This is a genomic window from Nonomuraea monospora (assembly GCF_039531895.1).
GTDB lineage: Bacteria > Actinomycetota > Actinomycetes > Streptosporangiales > Streptosporangiaceae > Nonomuraea > Nonomuraea monospora.
Genome location: NZ_BAAAQX010000008.1, coordinates 317,465 through 339,250 on the forward strand (window position 1 = coordinate 317,465; position 21,786 = coordinate 339,250).

Annotated in this window: 23 protein-coding genes and 1 pseudogene; 10 read left to right on the forward strand and 14 right to left on the reverse strand. The window is 72.2% G+C overall.

The window, feature by feature from the left end:
- Positions 1-2: 2 nt before the first annotated feature.
- From ABD331_RS18610 to ABD331_RS18620, 3 genes are read right to left on the reverse strand one after another with little or no spacing between them, the layout of a single operon-like run.
- The gene (locus ABD331_RS18610; RefSeq protein ID WP_344476294.1) at positions 3-647 is read right to left on the reverse strand and encodes a response regulator; all 645 of its coding nucleotides are present in this window, start codon (positions 645-647) and stop codon (positions 3-5) included.
- Positions 638-1,744, reverse strand: coding sequence for a sensor histidine kinase (locus ABD331_RS18615; RefSeq protein WP_344476297.1), 1,107 nt, complete (start codon positions 1,742-1,744; stop codon positions 638-640). Before ABD331_RS18615 ends, ABD331_RS18610 begins: the two co-directional genes overlap by 10 nt.
- Positions 1,728-2,345, reverse strand: a complete 618-nt coding sequence (locus ABD331_RS18620) for a DedA family protein (protein ID WP_344476299.1) — start codon at positions 2,343-2,345, stop codon at positions 1,728-1,730. The genes ABD331_RS18615 and ABD331_RS18620 overlap by 17 nt, the downstream gene beginning before the upstream one ends.
- 102 nt (positions 2,346-2,447) lie before the next feature.
- Here ABD331_RS18620 and ABD331_RS18625 point away from each other — a divergent pair, with 102 nt between their 5' ends.
- The 5 genes from ABD331_RS18625 (at position 2,448) to ABD331_RS18645 (ending at position 9,620) form a co-directional block, all read left to right on the forward strand.
- A complete protein-coding gene (locus ABD331_RS18625; RefSeq protein ID WP_344476301.1) occupies positions 2,448-5,198 on the forward strand; it encodes a DEAD/DEAH box helicase in 2,751 nt (916 codons plus the stop codon).
- 70 nt (positions 5,199-5,268) lie between these two features.
- Positions 5,269-6,375, forward strand: a complete 1,107-nt coding sequence (locus ABD331_RS18630; RefSeq protein WP_344476303.1) for an SWIM zinc finger family protein — start codon at positions 5,269-5,271, stop codon at positions 6,373-6,375.
- A 159-nt stretch (positions 6,376-6,534) separates the two neighbouring features.
- A complete protein-coding gene (locus tag ABD331_RS18635) occupies positions 6,535-6,723 on the forward strand; it encodes a DUF4158 domain-containing protein (RefSeq protein ID WP_344476305.1) in 189 nt (62 codons plus the stop codon).
- 226 nt (positions 6,724-6,949) lie between these two features.
- Positions 6,950-8,605 carry a Tn3 family transposase gene (locus tag ABD331_RS18640; protein WP_344476511.1) on the forward strand — a complete coding sequence of 552 codons (1,656 nt, stop codon included), beginning with the start codon at positions 6,950-6,952 and terminating at the stop codon, positions 8,603-8,605.
- 46 nt (positions 8,606-8,651) lie between these two features.
- On the forward strand, positions 8,652-9,620 hold the full coding sequence (locus tag ABD331_RS18645; protein ID WP_344476513.1) for a Tn3 family transposase: 969 nt from the start codon (positions 8,652-8,654) through the stop codon (positions 9,618-9,620).
- A gap of 269 nt (positions 9,621-9,889) precedes the next feature.
- On the opposite strand, the gene ABD331_RS18650 is transcribed toward ABD331_RS18645, so the two are convergent.
- Entirely contained in the window at positions 9,890-10,081 is a 192-nt protein-coding gene (locus ABD331_RS18650) for a hypothetical protein (RefSeq protein ID WP_344476308.1), read from the reverse strand.
- Between the two features lie 131 nt (positions 10,082-10,212).
- Between ABD331_RS18650 and ABD331_RS18655 the strand changes: the two genes are divergently transcribed.
- The 3 genes and pseudogenes from ABD331_RS18655 to ABD331_RS18665 all read left to right on the forward strand — a co-directional run bounded on the left by ABD331_RS18655 (position 10,213) and on the right by ABD331_RS18665 (position 12,592).
- Positions 10,213-11,370: an epoxide hydrolase family protein gene (locus ABD331_RS18655; RefSeq protein ID WP_344476310.1), complete on the forward strand. Its 1,158-nt coding sequence runs from the start codon at positions 10,213-10,215 to the stop codon at positions 11,368-11,370.
- Between the two features lie 756 nt (positions 11,371-12,126).
- Positions 12,127-12,240, forward strand: a pseudogene (locus tag ABD331_RS18660) (SigE family RNA polymerase sigma factor); the annotation flags it as partial.
- A 61-nt stretch (positions 12,241-12,301) separates the two neighbouring features.
- Positions 12,302-12,592, forward strand: a complete 291-nt coding sequence (locus ABD331_RS18665) for a tyrosine-type recombinase/integrase (RefSeq protein WP_344476312.1) — start codon at positions 12,302-12,304, stop codon at positions 12,590-12,592.
- Positions 12,593-12,716: 124 nt separating this feature from the next.
- Here ABD331_RS18665 and ABD331_RS18670 read toward each other — a convergent pair whose 3' ends face one another.
- Positions 12,717-13,355 (reverse strand): NAD(P)-dependent oxidoreductase, encoded by a 639-nt coding sequence (locus tag ABD331_RS18670; RefSeq protein ID WP_344476314.1) that lies wholly within the window; start codon positions 13,353-13,355, stop codon positions 12,717-12,719.
- Positions 13,356-13,575: 220 nt separating this feature from the next.
- The gene (locus ABD331_RS18675; RefSeq protein ID WP_344476316.1) at positions 13,576-14,169 is read right to left on the reverse strand and encodes a TetR/AcrR family transcriptional regulator; all 594 of its coding nucleotides are present in this window, start codon (positions 14,167-14,169) and stop codon (positions 13,576-13,578) included.
- A 109-nt stretch (positions 14,170-14,278) separates the two neighbouring features.
- Between ABD331_RS18675 and ABD331_RS18680 the strand changes: the two genes are divergently transcribed.
- Positions 14,279-15,064 (forward strand): SDR family oxidoreductase, encoded by a 786-nt coding sequence (locus ABD331_RS18680; RefSeq protein ID WP_344476318.1) that lies wholly within the window; start codon positions 14,279-14,281, stop codon positions 15,062-15,064.
- A 27-nt stretch (positions 15,065-15,091) separates the two neighbouring features.
- Positions 15,092-15,946 (forward strand): alpha/beta fold hydrolase, encoded by an 855-nt coding sequence (locus ABD331_RS18685; protein ID WP_344476321.1) that lies wholly within the window; start codon positions 15,092-15,094, stop codon positions 15,944-15,946.
- A gap of 50 nt (positions 15,947-15,996) precedes the next feature.
- Here ABD331_RS18685 and ABD331_RS18690 read toward each other — a convergent pair whose 3' ends face one another.
- The 8 genes from ABD331_RS18690 to ABD331_RS18725 are packed head-to-tail and all read right to left on the reverse strand — an operon-like array spanning position 15,997 to position 21,785.
- Entirely contained in the window at positions 15,997-16,443 is a 447-nt protein-coding gene (locus ABD331_RS18690) for a hypothetical protein (RefSeq protein ID WP_344476323.1), read from the reverse strand.
- A 27-nt stretch (positions 16,444-16,470) separates the two neighbouring features.
- Positions 16,471-16,863: a VOC family protein gene (locus ABD331_RS18695; RefSeq protein WP_344476325.1), complete on the reverse strand. Its 393-nt coding sequence runs from the start codon at positions 16,861-16,863 to the stop codon at positions 16,471-16,473.
- Positions 16,863-17,477, reverse strand: coding sequence for an SRPBCC family protein (locus ABD331_RS18700; RefSeq protein WP_344476327.1), 615 nt, complete (start codon positions 17,475-17,477; stop codon positions 16,863-16,865). Before ABD331_RS18700 ends, ABD331_RS18695 begins: the two co-directional genes overlap by 1 nt.
- Positions 17,474-17,827: an ArsR/SmtB family transcription factor gene (locus tag ABD331_RS18705; protein ID WP_148437412.1), complete on the reverse strand. Its 354-nt coding sequence runs from the start codon at positions 17,825-17,827 to the stop codon at positions 17,474-17,476. Before ABD331_RS18705 ends, ABD331_RS18700 begins: the two co-directional genes overlap by 4 nt.
- Positions 17,828-17,880: 53 nt before the next feature.
- Positions 17,881-18,495 carry an energy-coupling factor transporter transmembrane component T family protein gene (locus ABD331_RS18710; RefSeq protein ID WP_344476332.1) on the reverse strand — a complete coding sequence of 205 codons (615 nt, stop codon included), beginning with the start codon at positions 18,493-18,495 and terminating at the stop codon, positions 17,881-17,883.
- The gene (locus tag ABD331_RS18715; protein ID WP_344476334.1) at positions 18,492-19,169 is read right to left on the reverse strand and encodes an energy-coupling factor ABC transporter ATP-binding protein; all 678 of its coding nucleotides are present in this window, start codon (positions 19,167-19,169) and stop codon (positions 18,492-18,494) included. Before ABD331_RS18715 ends, ABD331_RS18710 begins: the two co-directional genes overlap by 4 nt.
- Complete coding sequence (locus ABD331_RS18720) at positions 19,169-20,314, reverse strand: thiolase family protein (RefSeq protein ID WP_344476336.1); 1,146 nt, start codon at positions 20,312-20,314, stop codon at positions 19,169-19,171. The genes ABD331_RS18715 and ABD331_RS18720 overlap by 1 nt, the downstream gene beginning before the upstream one ends.
- Before the next feature lie 16 nt (positions 20,315-20,330).
- Complete coding sequence (locus ABD331_RS18725) at positions 20,331-21,785, reverse strand: class I adenylate-forming enzyme family protein (RefSeq protein WP_344476338.1); 1,455 nt, start codon at positions 21,783-21,785, stop codon at positions 20,331-20,333.
- Position 21,786: the final 1 nt, after the last annotated feature.

Below are 21,786 nucleotides of genomic sequence, written 5' to 3' on the forward strand. Positions count from 1 at the left end.
GCTCACGACTCCAGGAAGTGCAGCACGGCGAGCACGCGACGGCTGTAACCGCTGGTGTGCGACAGGTTCAGCTTGTCGAACAGCGAGTTGACGTGTTTTTCCACCGCGCTCTGCGACACGTGCAGCTCCTGGGCGATGGAGGCGTTGGTCAGCCCCTGCGCCATCCGTTCGAGCACTTCGCGCTCGCGGGCCGTCAGCCGGGCCAGCGGGTCGACCTGGGTGGTGCGCGCCAGGAGCTGCCGCACCACCTCGGGGTCGAACGCCGCGCCGCCCGCGCCGACCCGTTCCAGCGCGTCGAGGAAGTCGCCGACCTGGCCGACGCGGTCCTTGAGCAGGTAGCCGACGCCGTCCACGTCGGAGCTCATCAGCTCGGTGGCGTAGCGTTTCTCCACGTACTGCGACAGGACCAGCACCTTGATCTCGGGCCAGCGGCGCCGGATCTCCAGCGCCGCCCGCAGCCCCTCGTCGGTGTGGGTGGGCGGCATGCGCACGTCGGCCACCACGATGTCGGGACGGTGCTCGTCCACGGCCGCCACCAGCGCCTGGCCGTCGCTGACGGCGGCGGGCACCTCGTGGCCCTCTTCCAGCAGCAGCCGCACCAGGCCCTCGCGCAGCAGCGTGGAGTCCTCGGCGAGGATCACCCGCACGGCAGCACCGCCGTGATCGTCGTGGGCCCGCCCGCCGGGCTGGTCACCTCGAACCGGCCGTCGAGCGCCGCCACCCGCCGGGCCAGCCCCGACAGGCCGCTCCCGGCCGGCCGGGCGCCGCCCGAGCCGTCGTCGGTCACCCGTACGAGCACCGCCGTCTCCTCCTCTTCCCGCACCTCGACCGTGATGAGCGTGGCGCCGGCGTGCTTGGCCGCGTTCGTCACGGCCTCGCAGACCACGAAGTACGCCGCCGTCTCCACCGCCATCGGGGGCCGCCGCTCCAGGCGGCAATCTACCCTGACCGGGACGCTGGAGCGTTCCGCCACCCCCGCCAGCGCCTCGCCCAGCCCGAGCGAGTCGAGCCCGCTCGGGTAGACCCGCCAGGCCACCTCGCGCAGCTCGGCGAGGGCCTGCTGCGCCTCCCGGTGCGCCTGCTCCATCAGCTCGGTACGGCCGCGCAGGGAGCGGCCGATCAGCATCGACAGCGCCACCAGCCGCTGCTGCAGGCCGTCGTGCAGGTCGCGCTCGATCCTGCGCCGCTCGGAGTCGACCGCCGCCACGATGCCGGCCCGGCTCTCGGCCAGCTCGGCGATCCGGCGCCGCAGCACCTCGGTGGGGTCGGGGCCGAGCATCCGCCTGGCCAGCGTGGACTCCAGCGCGTGCACGCCGGCCAGGCCCGACAGCACCAGGAACAGCCCGACGAACCCGGCGACGCCGAAGTAGGTCACCAACGGCGCCGACGGCACCATCCCGTCGAACGGCTCGCCGTTCGCCCAGGCGACCGTGATCTGCACGCCGACCGAGATCCCGTACACCAGCAGCAGGATCACCAGGCCGCCCAGCACCCCGACCGGCGCCCGCGCGGCCAGGTATCCGGCCGCGCGCTTGCCGCGCCCGTCCGTCAGCGCGTCGAGCGCCGTCAGGTCCAGGCGCAGGCGGCGGGCCTCCATCCTGGCCAGCCGCCGCGCGGCGGCGTACACGTTGGGGTTGCCCAGGAACGGCAGCGTGAGCAGCAGGAACGCCAGCTCGGCCGGCGCGGTGACGGCGCCGAGGACCACCGCGCCGCCCAGGCGCAGCCCCTCAGCGGCGGCTCGCATGCCTCCCCTTGCGGCGCTCGGACAGCCGGATCACGACGAACACCACGACGGCGAGGGCGACCAGGCCGAGCACGACCTTGCTGCCGATCCCCGCGTAGGTCTCCACCAGGTGCCACTGGTCGCCCAGCAGGTAGCCGGCCATCACGAAGACGGTGTTCCAGATGAGGCTGCCGGCCGTGGTGAGCAGCGTGAAGATCGGCAGCGGCATGCGCTCCACGCCGGCCGGGATGGAGATGAGGCTGCGGAAGATGGGGATCATCCTGCCGAAGAACACGGTCTTGCGGCCGTGGCGCTGGAAGAACGCCTCGGTCTTCTCGATGTCGGTGATCTTGATCAGGGGGAGCTTGCCCGCGATGGCCAGCGTGCGTTCGCGGCCGAGCATCGCCCCGACGGCGTACAAGGCCAGCGCGCCGACCACCGATCCGAGCGTCGTGCACACCAGGACGTCGAGCAGGTCCATGTTGCCTCTGCTCGCCGTGAAACCGGCCAGCGGCAGGATCACCTCGCTGGGTAGGGGCGGGAACAGGTTCTCGAGTGCGATGGCCAGGCCCGCCCCTACGGCACCAAGGCTCTCCATCAGTCCGATCAGCCAGTCAGTCATGAGATCAAGGCTATGGAAGATCCGGATAAACGCGGAATGAGGAGGCTGCCCGATCTCTGCTGAGGTAAACCACACCCTCTTTGTACCGTACGATGTACGGCCGTGAGCTCTTCGACGGATCTGGCCCGGCACCCGGCAGTCTTCCAACCCGGCGACCCGCCCAGATCCGGCCACGTCGCCTTCCTCGATCCCGGCGGAAACGACCAGGTCACCGTGGCCGAGGAACGCGACGGCCAGGTCAGCACCAGGCCCGCCGCCGCCACCCTCGTGCCCGTCGGCGAGGCGGTCGCGGCGCTGGCCAGGGCCCGCACGGCCCCGGACGCCCACCCCGCAGCCCGCTTCTGGGGCGCCGCCGCGCTCGTGGCACTGCAACTCCTCACCCGGGGGCGGATCCTGCCCGGCGTGACGGCCGGGGAGCACGACACGTGGCGGGCCGGGCCGCTGGACGCCGACGATCTGCGCCGGGTGCGGGAGCTGGCGGCCGCCATGCCCGCCGCCGCCCGCGCCATCCCCCTCAGCGCTTCCGACGGGGAAGCGCTGCTGCCGGACGCCGAGCCGCTCGTGCGCGCCTTCCTGGACGCGGTCGCCGACGCCATGCCCCGCTCGCCCGGCGCCGTCCGCGCCACCGGCACCACCGCCTTCGCCGCCGCCAAACCCGTCAAGGTCCCCCACCTGCGCCGCTGGTCCGAGGAGGTCTCGGCGGGGCTGGACGCGGGCGTGCGGCTGTCGCTGCGCGTCGAGGCCGACGACCTGGCCGCCGCCGAGTTCCGCGCCGTCGTCCAGCTCCACAGCCTGGCCGACCCGTCCCTCGTCGTGGACGCCGCCGACCTGTGGCAGGGCCGCGACCCCGGCTTCGGCGCCCGCGCCAGGATCGAGGCGACCCTCGCCGTCCGCCGCGCCGCCCGCGCCTGGCCCCGCCTGGAGCGCCTGCTCGACAACGCCGTCCCCGACGAGCTCACCCTCTCCGACGGCGACGTCGAGGACCTCCTGGCCGGAGCCGCCGACCGGCTGGCCGCCGCCGGCGTGGACGTGCACTGGCCCAAGTCCCTGGTACGCGGCCTCAGCGCCCGCGCCGTCATCGGCGACCGCGACCCGGCGCCCTCCGACATGCCGTCCTTCCTCGGCGGCCACCACCTGACCAGCTTCGACTGGCAGCTCGCCCTCGGCGGACGCCGCCTGACCGCCGAGGAGATGGACCGCCTCGCCGAGGCCCACCGCCCCGTCGTGCGGCTGCGCGACCAGTGGGTACTCATCGACCCCGACCTGGCCCGCAAGGCCCGCCAGCGCGACCTGAAGCCCCTGACGGGCATCGAGGCGCTCGGCGCCGCCCTGACCGGCACGGTCGAGGTGGAGGGCGAGCAGGTGCCCGTCGAGCCCACCGCCTGGCTGCAGGAGCTGCGCGAGCGCCTGGCCGAGCCCGCCGCCGCCGACCCACCCGGCGGGCTGGCCGCCACGCTGCGCGACTACCAGCTCGCCGGGCTGCGCTGGCTGGCCAGGATGACCTCCCTCGGCCTCGGCGCCTGCCTGGCCGACGACATGGGCCTGGGCAAGACGATCACGCTCATCGCGCTGCACCTGCACCGCGCCGCCGAAGGAGCCGCCGAGGGGGCCGGGCCCACGCTCGTCGTCTGCCCCGCCTCGCTGCTGGGCAACTGGGAGCGCGAGATCACCCGGTTCGCGCCGGGCGTGCCCGTGCGCCGCTACCACGGCAGCAACCGGGCCCTGCCCGGCGATGGGGCCGAGGACGGGTTCGTGCTGACCACGTACGCCACCATGCGCCTGGACGCCTCCCTGCTGGCCGCGCACCGCTGGGGCCTGCTCGTCGCCGACGAGGCGCAGCACGTCAAGAACCCCGCCTCCGGCACCGCCAAGGCCCTGCGCGAGATCCCCGCCGCCGCCCGCGTCGCCCTCACCGGCACCCCCGTCGAGAACAACCTGTCGGAGCTGTGGGCCATCCTCGACTGGACCACACCAGGGCTGCTCGGCCCGCTCGGCAGGTTCAGGGCCCGATGGGCCAAACCCGTCGAGTCCGGCGACACCGAGACGGCCGGGCGGCTGTCCCGCCTCGTCGGCCCGTTCCTGCTGCGCCGCCGCAAGAGCGACCCCGGCATCGCGCCCGAGCTGCCGCCCAAGACCGAGACCGACCGTCCCGTGCCGCTCACCACCGAACAGGCCGGCCTGTACGAGGCGGTCGTCCGCGAGATCATGACCCAGATCGGCGCCGCCCAGGGCATGGCCAGGCGCGGCCTCATCGTCAAGCTCCTCACCGGGCTCAAGCAGATCTGCAACCACCCCGCGCACTACCTGCACGAGACCGGCCCGCGCCTGAGCGGCCGCTCCGGCAAGCTGGAACTGCTCGACGAACTCGTCGACACCATCGTCGCCGAGGACGGCGCCGTGCTGGTCTTCACCCAGTACGTCGCCATGGCCCGGCTGCTGGAACGCCACCTCACCGGCCGCGGCGTACCCACCCAGCTCCTGCACGGCGGCACGCCCGTCGCCCGCCGCGAGGAGATGGTCCAGCGCTTCCAGGACGGCAGCGCCCCCGTGTTCCTGCTGTCGCTCAAGGCCGCCGGGACCGGGCTGAACCTGACCCGCGCCGACCACGTCATCCACTACGACCGCTGGTGGAACCCGGCCGTCGAGGACCAGGCCACCGACCGGGCCTACCGCATCGGCCAGACCAGGCCCGTCCAGGTGCACCGCCTCATCGCCGAAGGCACGATCGAGGACCGCATCGCCCGCATGCTCACCGCCAAGCGCTCGCTCGCCGACGCCGTGCTGGCCTCCGGCGAGGCCGCCTTCACCGAGCTGACCGACGCCGAGCTCGCCGCCCTCGTGGAGCTGAGATGACCACCGCCGCGCCCGCCGCCTTCGCGGCCGAGACGACCGACACCGAGCTCGCCGCCTTCGTGGAGCTGAGATGACCGACGCCCGCGGTTTCGCCGCGTTCCCCCCGCAAAGCGCCGGCGCCCGCTTCGCCACCTCCTGGTGGGGACGCGCCTGGATCCAGGCCATCGAGGACACCTCCCTCGACCACGGCCTGCTGCGCAAGGGCCGCGCCTACGCCAAGCAAGGACTGCTCGGCCCCATCACCGTCAGCCCCGGCAGGCTCGCCGCCGTCGCCGAGAGCGAGTACGACGTCGTCGTCCGCGTCGAACAGCTCACCGACGCCGCCTGGGAACGCTTCCTCGACCAGGTCGCCGCCAAGGCCGGGCACATCGCCGCGCTGCTCGACCGCGACATGCCGCACGACCTGGTGGAGGCCGCCGAGGACGCCGCCGTGCCGCTGCTGCCGGCCGTCGGCGACCTGGAGCCCGAATGCTCCTGCCCCGACTGGGGACACCCGTGCAAGCACGCCGCCGCCCTGTGCTATCAGGCGTCCTGGCTGCTGGACGCCGACCCGTTCGTGCTGCTGCTGTTGCGCGGGCGCGGCGAGCGCGACCTCATCGAGGCGTTGCAAGAGCGCGAGGAGCCCGTCCGGGAGCCGTCCGGGGTGCCGGTCGCGCAGGCTTACGCGGTGGGGGTGCCGCCGCTGCCTGAGCCGCCGCCGTACGACGTCGGCTACACCCCGCCCGCCCTGGAGCCCGCGCCAGGCGTGGACGTGGCCGCGCTGGCCGTGCTGGCCGCTTCGGCGGCCGGGCGGGCCCGCGAGCTGCTGCGGCGCGGGCGGCTGCCCGATCTTGGCGAGTACCAGGACCGCGTCCGGCTGGCCGCCGAGCACGACCTCGACCTGGGGCTCGACGCCGCCGTCCAGGCCTGGCGGTACGGCGGCGCCGACGGCCTGGACGTCCTGGACGGCTCGTGGACGCCGCCCCGGCGGGAGCTGGCCAGGGCGCAGGCGCTGCTGGAGGCGGGGTGGGAGGGCGAACGGCCGCCGGAGGTGGAGGCCTGGCGCAACCGCTGGACGATCGGCGCCGTGCAGTTGCGTTACGGCCGGGACGGGCGGTGGTACCCGTTCACGCGGCGCGAGGAGGAGTGGTGGCCGGCGGGACCGCCGGAGCGCGACCCGGCGGCACTGCTCGGGTGACACTGCTCGGGTGACCGAGCCCGCGCCGCTCGCCCGCCGAAGCCCGCCCGAACGCCCGCCCAGACGCCTCCCTGTAGTCCCGGGGAAATTTTGGTCGAATTTCGCTGACCTGCACTGATGCGGGCAGGTTCCGTTTGTTGATCACTTCCGCTACGGTTCGTGCTGTCCTGGCCGGTTGCGGTGTGGGGGTGGTCGATGTCGACCCGGATGTTCTCCGAGAACCAGTTGGAGCGGCTGCGGTCCTATCCCGACATCAGCCGGGAGGATCTGATCCGGTACTTCACCCTGACGCCCGCCGACCTCGCCTTCATTGACCCGGGCGCGGCCGCGGCCCGGGTGATCGATTAGGGCTTGCCGTTCAACTGGCGACCTTGCCCTGGTTGGGGTTCGTGCCGGACGAGGTGAGCTCGGCTCGCCGGTGGCGGTGGCCCGGTTGGCCGAGCGGCTGGGGATGGATCCGGTCGTGCTGGAGGGGTACGGCGACAGGCCGCACACCCGCTCGGATCATCTGCGGTTGGCGGCCGGCTATTTGGGGTGGAAGAGCGCCCCGGCCGGCAGTACCGCGATGTAGGAGCTGGAGCAGTTCCTGCTGGATCGGGCGATGGAGCACGATTCGCCCACGCTGTTGTTCAACTTGGCCACCGAGTATCTGATGGCGGCCAAGACGATCCGGCCGGGTGTGACGACGCTGGCCAAGATGGTGGCCGCCGCCCGGACCGGCGCCACCGCGCTGACCTGGGAGAAGGTCACGCATCTGCTGACCCGTCAGTTACGTGCGGACCTGGACCGGCTGCTGGTCCATGACGCGAGGCTGAAGATGACCCGGCTGGCCTGGCTGATCAAGGCTGCCACCGATGCCAGCGCCACCTCGGTGAAGAACGCCATCGACAAGCTGCTCTACCTACGCAACATGGACGCCCACACCCTGGACGTGTCGGAGCTGGCGGCCGAGCGGCGCCGTTTCCTGGCCTCGGTGGGTCGCCGATCGACCAACCAGGCGTTGGAGCGTCGCGAGCCGCAGCGCCGCTATCCGATCTTGCTGGCAGTGGTCGCGCAGTCCGCTGTGGAACAGGTCGATGAGGTGGTGATGCTGTTCGACCAGGCCGTGTCCGCGCGGGAGTCACGAGCCAAGTCCAAGACGGACGAGGCACTGATCGAGCGGGCGAAGGTGGGTGAGGCCCGTCAGCTGCTGCTGGATGTGATCTTGCCGGTGCTCGCCGACCCGTCCATCCCCGACGAGCAGATCGGCGGGCTGCTGCGCAACACGATCGGGATGAGCAAGCTGCGCGAGGTCGTCTCCGAGGGCTGGAAGAAGCTCCCCCGCGACCACGGCCGCCTGTCGGCCCTGCATGCCTCCTACACCTACCTGCGCCAGTTCACCCCGCAGGTGCTGGCGGCGATCGACTTCCAGGGCGGGACCGGCACCGCAGAGCTGATGGAGGCGGTGGCCATCTTGAAGCGGCTCAATGAGAGCGGCGGGCGCAAGGTGCCCGAGGGCGCGCCGACCTCGTTCGTGCCCACCCGCTACGCCGAGTACCTGGCCAAGGCGCGAAAAGACGGCGACGAGACCGCCTACCGGCATTATTGGGAGCTGTGTGTGGTGCTGGCGCTGCGCGACGGGCTGCGCTCGGGCGACATCTTCGTGCCCGGCTCGCGCCGCTACGCCGACCCGGCCACCTACCTGTACACGCCCGAGCAGTGGGCGCCGCGGCAGGCCGACTTCTGCGCGCTGGTGCGTAAGCCCGCCGACGCGGTCGAGGCGATCGAGCAGGGCAAACAGGAGCTGCACACCGCGCTGGCCCAGCTGGAGCAGACGCTGGCCCAGGCGCTGGCCCAGGCGCTGCCGGACGACACCGGTTCGGTCCGGCTCGATGAGGACGACAAGCTGGTCATCCCGCCGCTGTCGGCCGAGGACGTGCCGGGCGAGGTCAAGGAGCTGAAGGCCGAGCTGACCGGCATGCTGCCGTTCGCGCCGATCGCCTCGCTGCTGATCGAACTGGACGTGCGCACCGGGTTCCTGGACTGCTTCACCCACGCCGGTGGCCGCAAGATCAGCACGTCGACCGAGACCAAGCGCAACATCCGCAGTGTCTTGATCGCCAATGCCACGAACCTGGGGCTGGCCAGGATGTCGGAGGCCTGCGGCATCGGCTACGACGTGCTGCGCTGGACGCAGGAGTGGTATGTGCGGGAGGAGACGCTGCGCGAGGCTAACACCTGCCTGGTTTAACCACCACCATGCCCTGGAGCTGTCGAAGGTGTTCGGCGGCGGCACCATGTCGAGTTCGGACGCCCAGAGGTTCCCCGTGCGCGGGAAGAGCACGACCGCCCGGGACATGACCATCCATGGCGGCCAGGTGCTGTCGTCCTACACGCACGTGTCGGATCAACACTCCACCTTCGGGACCAAGATCATCGTTCCGAACGCACGAGAGGCGCACTTCGTGCTGGACGACTTCTTGGGCAACGCCACCGATCTGCCCCTGTTCGAGCACGCGACCGATACCCACGGCGTCACCTTGATCAACTTTGCCCTGTTCGACCTGGTGGGCAAGCTGCTGTCCCCGCGCATCCGCGATCTGGGCAAGATCACCCTGATCCGGGACGACACCCCCACCGAGACGGTCAAGCGCTACCCGCACGCCGGCCCGCTGCTGAGCACCCGCTGGAACGAGGACCTGATCACCGAGTGCTGGCCGGGCCTGTTGCGGATGGCCGGGTCGCTGAAATACGGCCAGGCCACCGCCTCGCTGGTGGTGGGTAAGTGGTCGGCCGCCTCCCGGCAGAACACCCTGGCCGCCGCCTTGAAGGAGTGGGGCATGCTGCGCCGCACCCTGCACGCCGCGAAGTACCTGTCGGATCCGGCCTACCGCAGGAAGATCGCCCGCCAGCTGAACAAAGGCGAGAGCCTGCACGCGCTGCGCCGGGACCTGCACTACGCCCAGCAAGGCGCGGTCACCAAGCCCGCCCTGGCCGATCAGACCGACCAGGCATGGTGCTTGACCGTTTTGACCAACGCCGTCATCACCTGGACGACGGAGTACTACTCGCTGGCCGTGCGGCAATTGCGTGCGGCAGGCCGGGACGTGCCGGACGAGCTGCTGGCTCACATCTCCCCGGCGCACAGCGAGAACGTCAACTTCTTCGGCGTGATCACCGTGGATGTCGAGGCGGAGCTGGCCAAGCTCGACACCAGCGGCTGGCGACCGCTGCGGCCCGCGCAGCTGCGCGAACTGGGGCTTTGAGCCGATTCCGGCGCAGAACTTGTTCCCGGTGGGCTCGCGACTGGCGAGGGGCGATGGGTGGTCTGGCAGGGCGAGGCGGTCCACTTGTCACACTTCAGTGGTTATCTTGGGTTCTTGGCCTCTTCTTGCAGGTCAGGGCGCGATGATCTTGTCAGGCACGTAAGGCATGTTGGCTGGCAGTGCTGCAAATATGGGTGCGGTGCCAGCGGCAACGTGGGATGGTGCACGTCCCGACCGGTGCGGGCGGTGATGTGTCCGGTCGACGTCGATCAGGTGCGCCGGATCGTGGCCTCGACGGCCCGGGCCGTCCCGCCGATCCTGCTGTAGGACCAAGTGCTCACCGACGTTTCCTCGGCCCCGAACAGGGGCCTGCGGCCGCTCGGCCGGGCCGCGTCGTCCGAGGCTGGCACCACCAGTGCCGCTGTCGTGGACGAGGACGGCGTCTGAAGCACGGAGTTCACATCCACTGACGTGAAATGACCACTGGTGAAGTTGGTGGTCAGTGATCTCTCGGCAGCAGACGCCGTCCGCCGGACCGGCAACCATCAAGATCCCGGAAATAGCGAGCTATCGCGGAAGATAATCTTCCGCGATGCTCTCTAGCCTGATGTTCATGACGCACGACATAACTGACATTCGGCCGTTTCGCCTGGAGATCCCGCAAGGCGATCTGGATGACTTGCGCGCCCGCCTGGCCCGCACCCGCTGGCCCAGCCGCCTGCCGGGCGCCGCTTGGAGCCGGGGAGTCCCCGTCTCCTACCTCAAGGAACTGGTGGACTACTGGGCGGACGCGTACGACTGGCGCGCCCAGGAAACCAAGCTGAACCAGTTCCCGCAGTTCACCACGGATATCGACGGCCAGAGCGTTCACTTCCTCCACGTCCGATCCGCCGACCCTGACGCGCCCGCACTGATCCTCACGCACAGCTGGCCGAACTCGATCGTCGAGTTCACCGACCTCCTCGGCCCGCTGTCGGAGACCTTCCACGTGATCGCCCCATCGCTGCCGGGGTTCGGCTTCTCCCCGTTCCCCGAGCCCGCGGACGAGCGGCCCTGGAGCATCGAACGCGTGGCCCGCACCTGGGCGGAGCTGATGAGCAGGCTGGGCTACGAGCGCTACGGCGTCCACGGCAACGACGCGGGCGCGCTCGTCGCACCACAACTGGCCGTGCTGGCCCCCGAGCACGTGATCGGTGTGCACATCACCGGCGGCATCGGCATGCCGACCGGCCCGGCCGACCTCGAAGGGCTGCCGGAGGAGGACCGGGCCAGCGTGGAGTGGGTGGCCGACATGCTGAGCGGCACCGGCGGCAGCGGGTACGCGCCCTACCTGGCCGCGCGGCCGCAGACGCTCAGCTTCGGCTGGGCGGACTCGCCGGTCGCCCAGCTGGCCTACCTGGTGGAGCGCTTCAAGGAGTTCGACGGCTGGCCAGAGGACGCGGCGCCGCCGGAGCCCATCGACCGCGACCTGATCCTCACCAACGCGAGCCTGTACTGGCTGACCAACACCGGCGGCTCGTCGTCGTGGACGTACTACGAGGACGCCGCGGGCATGCCGATCGACCAGAAGGCGGTGCCCACGGGCGTCTCCCACGGCGGCCCGGCGGTCTTCCGCCGGATCGCCGAGCGCGGGAACGCCATCGTGCACTGGGAGGACCATGAGCACCCCAGTCACATGCTGGCGATGGCGGCGCCTGACTCGCTGGTGGCCGACATCCGAAAGTTCTTCGCGGGCCTCGGTCGCATGTGATCAGGGCGGCGGGATCAACGGGGCGGTCTTCTCTGCTGATCCCGCCGCCTTCGCCTGTTCGGGCTGAGCACAAGGACCACCATGCTCGACGCCTCCACCAAGGCCCATCGCCTCGCGCCATGAGGCCCTCCGAGGCGCGCCTTTCGACAGGTCTGCCGCCGGCTCACAGCAGTCCGCCGACGTCCTCGTGGCGGTCAACGCCCACAGTGGCTCGGACTTCGGCCCCGCTGATGTCGCCCGTTGGGCACAGCAGCAAGCGCGCGACGAAGAAGAGAAACGGGCACGCCGGAAGCGAGGGCGACACCCGTCTAGCGAACGAGGCGAACGCCTGTGGTTGGGGCCCTACTTCGTGGACCCGAACACTGTGCCGGAGGAGTGCCCCTGCTGCCGCCAGACCGGTGACCCCGTCAAGTGGGACGCCGCTCGATTCCGCGACGCGTGACTCACGTCCCGTACATGCCTCACACCCATCGGATATCTGTAAGGCACGTACGTCGAGCGGGCACATGTCTCACATGCCTGACGCTCGAAAAGCACCCAAGATAAGCAGCGCCCCCTTGGTCTCGTTCCTCTATCGCTGCCCTCGGTAAAGGGTGTCTCGATTCCTTCTCAGCGATCTTGAGGGAGCCCAAAGCCCCTCGTCCGCTGCTGACTACGGTGGGCATTCCAACCTGGAGCCCCTCACCGGAGTTAATTCGATACATGGACCGTTACGAGGGGTTCCACGAGTTCGTACGCACACGTCAGCAGTCGCTCATGCGGACGGCGTACCTGCTCACCGGGAACCCCCATCTCGCCGAGGACCTCTTGCAGACGGTCCTCACCCGTGTCGCCTCCCACTGGACGAAACTCGCCAAAGGCGGCAACCCTGAGGCCTACGCCCGTAAGGCCCTGGTGAATCAGGCCATCTCGTGGCGCAAGCGCAAGCAGGTTGAATTACCAGGGGCCGAGCTGCCGGAGACAGCCGAACCCGCGCGCCGAGCACCTGTTCAAGACAGCCTCCGCCGAACAGGACCCGCACCACCAAGGGTGGACCTTGCACCAGCTCCGGCACAGCGCGTTGCAGCATCTCGCGCAGGCCGGACGGACCGCCCCGGAGTTGCAGGCCAAAAGCCGCCACCAGCACCTGGCCAGCCTTGGCCGCTACGTCCGCCTCGGCGAAGAGACCTCCGCCCGCATCACCGCCGAGGCCGACCCCGTTCAGCGCCGCCGCCCCCGCTGAGCATCCCACCGGCCCAGCACTGGAGACGCCGTCAGTGCAGGTCAGCGAAATCCGACCAAAATTTCCCCGACACTACAGGGAGCCCCAGACGCCCGTTCGTGTCTCCTGGTGGTCCGGACGCCGGTCAGGTGGCCACCGAGACGACGTGACCGACCGACGTGCGGTCACCGATCAGCTCCAGCATGCAGTGCGCCACATCGGCGCGGGTCGTCCGCAATCCGCCCCGCACACTCAGATCGCGAGCCGTCCGGTACGAGCCGGTGAGGCCGTCGTCGGTCAGCCGGGCGGGCCGGACGATCGTCCAGTCCGCGTCGGAGGCCCGCAGCAGCCCCTCCGCCCTGGCCAGATCGGCGTAGGAGTGCCGGAACACGCGCTGGATGATCAGCGGCTTGAGCACGTACCGGGTGAACAGGCCGTCACCGGCGTCGGCCGCCAGCCCGGAGGCGCTGACCATGAGCAGCCGCCGAGCCCCTTCCTGCCGCATCGCGGCCAGGATGGAGGTGATGCTGCCCGCCTGGACGGTGGTGGGGCCGCGCTCGCGCGAGCCCATCGCGCTCAGCACGGCGTCGCGGCCCTTGACGGCGGGGGCGATGGCGGCGGGGTTCATGATGTCGGCCTCGATGACGTCGAGGCGGTCGCGCAGGCCGGCGGGCAGGCGATCGGCGTTCCTGACGACGGCGGTGACGTCGTGGGCCCGCTCCAGGCCCTGGCGCAGCAGCTCAAGCCCGGTGCCACCGGTGGCACCGAAGACGGTGATCTTCATGGGCGATCATCCCCAAGAGAGGTGGGTAAGTGCTCACTCACCACCCTACTCGCCCCTCCCTCCGCCCGCCTCACCCCCTGCCGCTGCCGCTCGCGCACGCACGCCGCTCGCCCTGCCCGCTCCCGCGCGCGCCGCTCGCCAGGTCAAGCGGCCGCGGTGCGATCACGCGGCAGCGGGCCCACCTCAAGATCCGCCGACGGCGCTGAAGCGGCGCGGCCGGTCAGGCGCGTGAAGCGGCGCCTGTCACCTGATCGGCCAGCACCCGCGCCAGCTCCACCACCACCTCCCGGCGGCGGGCAACAGCGCGCTCGGGGTCGGGCTCGTCCAGGATGAGCCGCCGCACCTGCGGCACCGCGAAGTTCCACGCCACCAGCCCCAGGACGGTGAACAGCCAGTCCTGCGCCGTCGCCCGGTCCGGCAGGCCGGTGGTCTGCAGCCCGGCCACGTGCTCGCGGTAGGAGTCGCGGCGTTCCTCCTCGCCCTCGACCCGGTCGTCACCGGCCTCCAGCGCCTCCCACAGCAGCAGGCGGATCAGCTCGGGATGCTCGTGGTACCAGTCGTAGAGCTGCCCCACCGCCTCGGGCAGGGTGCGCGGGTCGAGGGTCAGCGTGTGGCAGATCTCGTCCATCTTGGCCCGCACGACCGCGCCGAAGAGCTTCTCCTTGCCGCCGAAGTACAGGTAGATGGCCTGTTTGTTGGCGCGGGCGGCGGTGGCGATGCGGTCGATCCTGGCGCCGGCCAGCCCGTTCTCGGCGAACTCGGCCGTGGCGGCCTCGAAGATCCGCTGCCGGGTGGCATCCGCGTCGTACGTCATGGAAGCAGAATAAACCATCCAGTTGACTTATTGGGCGATCGTGCGCCATGGTGGTGCCCGTCGGTAAACCAACCAGATGGTTTATTTCCGGTCCTAAGGAGTTTTGCTCATGTCGACCACCACCGCCGTCGCCCCGATGCCCGTCTCCTCGCCCCTGCCCTCCGCCCTGCAAGGCCGCGGCGTGGTGATCGTCGGCGGCAGCTCCGGCATCGGGCTGGCCGCCGGCGCGCTGCTGACCTCCGTCGGCGCCCGCGTGACGCTCGTCGGCCGCGACGCCGCCCGCCTGGCCGCCGCCGTGGACCGGCTCCGTACGACGCCTGACGCCTCCGTGACCGGCGTCGCCGGCGACGGGAACGACGAGAACGTCCTGGAGCAGGTGCTCGACCAGGCCGGCCAGGTCGACCACGTGCTGGTGACGGCGGGCGGCTTCAGCGCCGGAGCGCTGCTGGACACCCCGGGCGAGCAGGTGCGCGCCAACGTGGACGGGCGGATCTGGGGCGCGTACGGCGCAGCCAGGGCCGCCGCCCGCCGCCTGCCCGCCGGCGGCTCGATCACCTTCAGCTCCGGCCTCTACCTGACCCGCCCCATCCCCGGCGCGTCCGCGGCCATCGCGAGCATCGGCGCCGTCGAGGGCCTCACCCGGGCGCTGGCGGTCGAGCTGGCGCCGCGCCGGCTGCGCGTCAACGCCGTCAGGTACGGGGTCGTGGACACGCCGCTGTCGCGCGGCGCGATGGGCCTGGCCGACGACGCGGCCGTGGCGGCGGCCGGGCAGAGCGCGCTGCTGGGACGCTTCGCCACGGCGGAGGAGGCCGCCTCGGCGACGCTGTTCCTCATGGCCAACAACTTCATGACCGGGACGGTGCTGACGGTGGACGGCGGCCAGAGCCTGGTCTGACCTCCCGCTGGACTACAGTTCACGCCCATGATCGAACTGGCTGACGGCACACGGCTGCGCACCTGGACCACCGGCCCCGCCGCCTCCGGCAGGCTGCCCGTGGTCCTGCTGCACGGCGGCCCTGGGCTGCCCGACTACCTCGCCCCGGTCGCCGGCCTCATCGACGACCTGTGCCCCGTCCACCGCTACGACCAGCGCGGCGCGGGCGGGTCGTCCTGGAAGGGCGAGCACACCGTCGCCCGCCACGTCCAGGACCTCGCGTCGCTGCTCGACGCGTGGGGGCACGAACGGGCCGTCCTGGTGGGGCACTCGTACGGGACGGACCTGGCCGCCTACTTCCTGCTCGCCCATCCCGGGCGGGTGGCCGGGCTGATCCAGCTCGCCGGGCCCTTCCTGGACCCGTGGCGGGAGGCCGACCGGGCGGCCCAGCTCGCCCGGCGCACCGGCGAGCAGCAGGCCAGGCTCGACGAGCTGGAGGCGATCGCGTCGCGTACCGAGGACGAGGAGATCGAGTACCTCACGCTGTCCTGGTTCACCGACCACGCCGACCGGGACCGGGCGTGGGAGTGGGCGCTGGCCGCCGCCCGCGCGTGGCGGCCCGTCAACTACGTGATGAACGCCCAGGTCAGGGCGTCGGAGAAGGCGGATCCGCTGGAGGCGCGCGTGGACGAGCTTCGCGAGCGGCTGCCCGCCCATGCGGTGATCATCGGCGGGGAGGGCGACAGCCGCCCGTCCGGCGCGCTGCGGCGGCTCGGCGCGCGGCTCGGCTGCGAGGTCGCGATCATCCAGGACGCGGGACACCACCCCTGGCTGGACGCCCCGGATCGGTTCCGTGAGCTGTTCCGCGCCGCCGTCGAACAGGCGACGCGACGCCCCTCCTGAGCCGCGAGCCTTGACCAGGGGCGATGCGCGCGTCGTGACGTGCCGTGCCCTCAGCGGGCGTCCCGACGCCACTGATCACCGGCGCGTCTCCCCCATCGCGAAACCCGGATAATGCGGGAGGTCGGCGACATCCCATCCGGCGGTCTCGTCCAGCCAGGCCCGCACCGCCTCGCGTACGCCCGGCAGGTCGCCCGCGCGCGGTCGAGGTAGCCGGGGCGGGCGCCGGGCTGGGCGTAGGCGGTGTACGAGCGTTCCCACTCGGCGCGGCGGTCCGCGGCGGAGACGGCGAGGCGGCCGCACGTGCTCGCCCAGGTGAGCAGGCCCTCCTCGGCGGCCTGCGGCGAGTCGCCGAGGAGCAGGTCGGCCAGGCTCGGGGCGGTGCCGCCGCCGGCCCGCTCGCAGCGCAGCACCTGGCTGCGGGTGCTGCCGCCCAGGTCCGCCGGGTGGTCGAGCCTTTCGCCGAGAGCGGCCGAGGCCGCCGCCAGAATCCGCTCCATGCGCAAGATCCTAAGCGGCGGCCGACCTCACGCCAGGTTGAGCTGCCACGAGACGCCGAAGCGGTCGTTGACCCAGCCGAACTTCGTGCTGAACCCGTACGACCCGAGCGGCATGAGCGCCTGCCTGCCCTCACCCAGCGCGTCGTACAGCCGCTGAAGCTGCTCGTCACTGTCGCACTCCACGAACAGCGACATCGACGGCGTGAAGGTGAAGCCGTGCACGGGCGGGCTGTCGAAGCACCGGTACTCCTGCCCGGCCAGCGAGAACACGGCCTGCTTCACCGTGCCCTCCGCCCCGTCCTCCCCCGGCCCGAAGCGCTCGACGGCGACCACCTTGCCGTCGTCGAACAGCGACACGTAGAGGTTCATCGCCTCCTCGGCGTCGCCGTTCTGGAACATCAGGAACGTGGTGATCTTCATCAGGAGCCTTCTTCGGGGGCGTAGAACGCGCTGGTCGCGGCGACCGTGGCGGCGACGTGGCCGGCCGGGGCCCCCGCGGCCCGGTGGGCCTCTCCCCACGCCTGGGTGCTGCCGAGGATGTAGGCGCGGCCCTCCTCGGTGAGGTGGAAGCTCGCCTCCTCGACCTTCTCGCCGCCCGCCAGGTGCAGGGCGAGTCCGAGCAGGGCCAGGTCCCAGCCGACGCCGACGGCGCCGGGCCCGAACTGCCCCCAGAACTCCTCGGGCGGCTCGGCGGTGTGGGTCAGCTCGAACAGGGTGCCGCCGTCCTTGGCGGCCAGGCGCACCTCGACCTCGGAGAAGCCGGGGTCGGGGCCGAACAGCCAGGAGACCTTGAGCAGGCTCGGCGGCTCGCAGCGCAGGATCTCGCCGCCGGCGTTGCCTTCGAGCTGGTACGTGCCGCCCAGGCGCAGGTCGCCGCTGATGGGCATGAACCAGCGGCTGAGCCGGTCGGGGTCGGTGCAGGCCTGCCAGACGTCCTCGACCTCGGCGTCGTAGTGGCGGCGCAGCACGACGACCTTGCGGGTGCCGTCGGTGAGCTCGCGGTGTGCCTGGGTGAGCTGGTCGATCATCTTCATGGGTTGTCCTTCTTCTCGCTGTTCAGACGGCGTTCGCGGTTGCCCCGGGCCAGCTCCGTGGCCAGCGCGTCCAGGCGCTGGTCCCAGAAACCCCTGAAGCGCTCCAGCCAGAGGTCGACCTCCTGGAGCGGCCCCGCCTCCACGGCGTAGAGGCGCCGGGTGCCCTGGGACCGGACGCTGGCGAACCCGTTGTCCCGCAGCACCCGCAGGTGCTGGGAGACGGCGGGCTGGGAGATGCCGAACTCGCGCTGGATGACGGCGGTGACGTCTCCGGAGCTGCGCTCACCGCCTGCGAGCAGCTCCAGGATCCGGCGGCGGACCGGATCGCCGAGGACGTCGAATGCGTGCACGGCCCGAAGTGTTTCAGTCGCGGCTTATATAAGTCAAGCCCGGCATAAGAGGATCAGTCGTCCAGGCCGCGAGCGCTGAGCGCCTCCCCCAGCGCGTCGGCGTGCCGCAGTGAGCTGACCACCAGCGGCACCGCGAACGCCCGCAGGCTGCGCTCGACGCCCCTGGCCCGCTGCGCCTCCCTGACGCGGGCGGCCAGCCCCGCCACCACCGGCACGCTGCGCACGGTCAGCGACAGCAACAGCGACAGCCGGAACGGGTCAAGCCCCACGAACCTGACCGGCGACAGGCACCACTCCAGCGTCCGCATCATGTCGGCCGTGCGGGTGGTGAGCGTGACCAGCCCGGCCAGCGCCACGGCCAGCACCACCCGCAGCGTCGTCGAGATCGCCCCGTCGAGGCCGGCGAAGACGAGCTGCATCCCGAACAGCGCCACCGCGAACCACCGCACCGGCCTGACCTGCGCCCACGCCGCCGCCACGCCCACCCGCGACAGCGCGTACAGGGCCGCGGTCACCGCCGCTGCCACGGCCAGGGCCGCGGGCGTGCGCAGCAGCACGAGGGTGGTGCAGGCCGCGGCGAGCGCGGCCAGCTTGACGCCGGCGGGCAGGCGGTGCAGGACGGACGAGCCGGGGACGTAGGCGCCGGTCAGGCTGTTCAGGCCACTCACGCCATGAGCTTCCTGTAGTGGCCGACGGCCTCCTGCGGGGAGCCGTCGGCGACGACGCGGCCCTCGTCCAGCACCAGCACGCGATCGAAGCCGGACAGCAGCGGCAGGTCGTGGGTGACCACCAGCACCTGCTGCGGCATGTCCCGCAGCAGCTCGCCGACCTGGCGCGAGTGGCGCAGGTCCAGCAGCGTGGTCGGCTCGTCCATGACCAGGATGTCGGGCTCCAGCACCATGACCGAGCAGAGCGCCAGGAGCTGCTTCTGGCCGCCCGACAGGTGGTGGGCGGGATGGTCGGCGTGATCGGCCAGACGGTAGCGGGACAGGACGTCCGTCACGCGCCGCTCGACCTCCTCGCGGGACAGGCCCTTGCGGCGCAGCGAGAACGCCACGTCCTCGGCCACCGTGGGCATCACGATCTGCGCGTCGGGGTCGGTGAACAGGAAGCCGACGCCGCGCCGGATCTTGGCGGCGTGGCGGCGGGTGTCCAGGCCGAGCACGGTGACGCTGCCGGAGGTGGGCAGCGCCAGGCCGTTGATCAGGCGGGCGAGCGTGCTCTTGCCCGAGCCGTTGGCGCCGACCACGCCGACGCGCCGCTCGGGCAGGGAGGCGGTGATGCCGCGCAGCACGTCGCGCTGACCGAGCCGGACGTGCACGTCGGCGAAGTCGATGGCCATCAGACCACCTCGAACAGCGCGGCCACGCCCAGCCCGCCGCCGACGGCCGCCGCGGCCAGGCCCAGCGTCCCCGGCGGGGCGGCGGCCCGTACGAGACCGCTGAACAGCCTGGTCACCACGACCGCCCCGGTCGCCCCCCACGGGTGCCCGAGCGCCAGCGCCCCGCCGCCGGGGCACACCCGGTCGGCGTCGGCGCCCAGCGGGTCGAGCCCGAGCGCGTCCGTCACCGCCAGCACCTGCGCCGCGAACGCCTCCACGATCTCCACCGCCGCGACCTGCTCCAATCCCACCCCCGTACGCGCCAGCACCCGGCGGATCGCCGGCACAGGCCCCCAGCCGGGCAGCCCGGGATCGCACCCGACGACGGCCCCGGCCACCAGCCGCATCCCCGGCAGGCCCGCGCGCAGCCGCTCAGGCACGATCGCCACGGCCGCCGCGCCGTCGCTGACCGGGGACGCGTTACCGGCCGTCACTGTACCTTCCGCGACGAACGCCGCAGGCAGGCGGGCCAGCGACGCCGCGCGCAGCGGACGCGGGCGCTGGTCGTCGCGGCGCTCGCCGATCGGCACGATCTCCTGCTCGAAGCGGCCCGCCTGGCGGGCCGCCAGGGCGCGGGCGTGGCTGCGGCAGGCGTAGGCGTCCTGGCGTTCACGCTCGATCCCGTACGCCGCCGCGAGCGCTTCCGCGGCCGGCCCCATGTCGGGGTCGGGATGGCCGCCGGGGGTGAACGGCGCCCGCTCGTACGGCCGTTCCGCACCTCTGAACGTGCGCAGCGGCGCGGTCGAGGCGCTCTCTGCCCCGCCCGCGATCACCAGGTCCGCCTCGCCGGCGCGCACGGCCTGCCCGGCCACCAGGATCGCGGCCAGCCCGCTGCCGCACTGCCGGTCCACCGTCAGGCCGGGCACCTCGTGTCCCAGGCCCGCGGCCAGCGCCGACACCCGGGCCACGTTCCCGCCGGGGCCCATGCAGTTGCCCAGCACCACGTCGTCGACCCGCCGTCCGGGCAGTCGCGCGGCCACGGCGGCGAGCACGGGGGCGGCCAGCCGGTCGACGGTCAGCTCCTTGTAGGCGTGCCCGGCGGTGCCGATGGGCGTGCGCAGCGCCGCCACCACCACGGGGGCGTCACCCCCGTCAGCCCGGCTCATCTCCGACCTGTTCATGTCAGACCAGCCGCCTGATTTCGGGGTCGCCGCCCGCCAGCCGGTCGGCGACCAGGGCGCGGGCGGGCTTGCCCGTCGGGTTGCGCGGCAGGCTCGGCACCACGAACCACCGGCGCGGCCGCTGCGCCGCGTCCAGCCCGCCCCTGGCGGTGGCCTCCAGCAGGGCGCGCGGCGGCTGCCGGGCGGGCTCCGCCTCGACGACGGCCGTCACGACCGAGCCCAGCGACGGGTGCGGCAGCCCGACCACCACGATGTCGCCCACGCCGGGCACCTTCCTGAGCACCTCCTCGACGTCCTCGGGCACGACGGTGGCGCCGCCCGTCTGGATGGCGCCGTCGCCGCGCCCGCGCAGCCGCAGCACCTGTCCTACCCGGTACGGCTCCGCCAGGTCGCCGACGGTCACCCAACCGTCACCGTCGCGCCGCAACGGCCCGGCGGCGCCCGCCAGGTATCCCTCCGACAGCCAGGGCGAGCGGGCCCACACCTCGCCGAGCGGCCCGTGGGCGCCGGTTCGTACCTCGATCTCCACGCAGGGAAAGGGACGCAGCCCGCCCCCGTCCACGTCGGCGGCCACGAACGACAGCTCGGTCGCCCCGTAGTACGACACCACGCGCACCCCTGCCGCGGCGGCGTCCGCCCGCGTGCCGGCGTCGAGCGCCGCGCCGCCGACCACGGCCACGCGGACGGAGCCGGGCCGCGCGAGCACGTCGGGCAGCCGGTGCGGCACCACGTGCACGACGCTCGCCCTGTCCAGGCAGTCGGCCAGGGATCGGCCAGGCCAGCGGCCGGGCAGGAGGGCCGTCGCGCCGGTGGCCAGGGTGTGCAGGGCGGCGAAGGAGTACAGGGAGGAGACGAGCGGGCCGGGCACCAGCACGACGTCGTCGGGGCTGATCCCGGTCAGCGCGTCGAGGTGCGGGTAGGAGCCGGTCCACGAGGCGCGGGTGCGCACGATGGCGCGGGGACGGCCGGTGCTGCCCGAGCTGAAGCACGCCCAGGCCAGGTCATCGGGCCGAGCCTCACCCCACACGGACAGGCCCGCGTCGAACGGGCCCGCCTCGGACAGGCCCGCCTCGGACAGGCCCGCCTCAAGCGAGCCCCCGTCGGATGGACCTGCATCGAACGGGCCCGCGCCGGACGGGAGGGGCGTGTCGATGCGGGCGGCGAGGTCCTCGCCGGTGATCTGGTCCCACCGCTCGCGCTCCCAGGCCGGATCGCCCACCAGCGGCGTGGCTCCTACCAGGTCGGCCGCCAGCACGGCGGTGAGCAGCTCCACGGGGTCGGCCAGGGCGACGGCGACCAGCGCGCCGGGCCCGACGCCCCGCCCGCGCAGGTGACGCGCGGCGCCCTCGATCTTGTCGGCGAACCGGGCGTAGGTCAGCTCACCCTCGGGACCGCACACGGCGAGCCGGGACGGCCGCTCGGCGGCGTACGCCAGGACGTGTCGTGCTACGGGCATG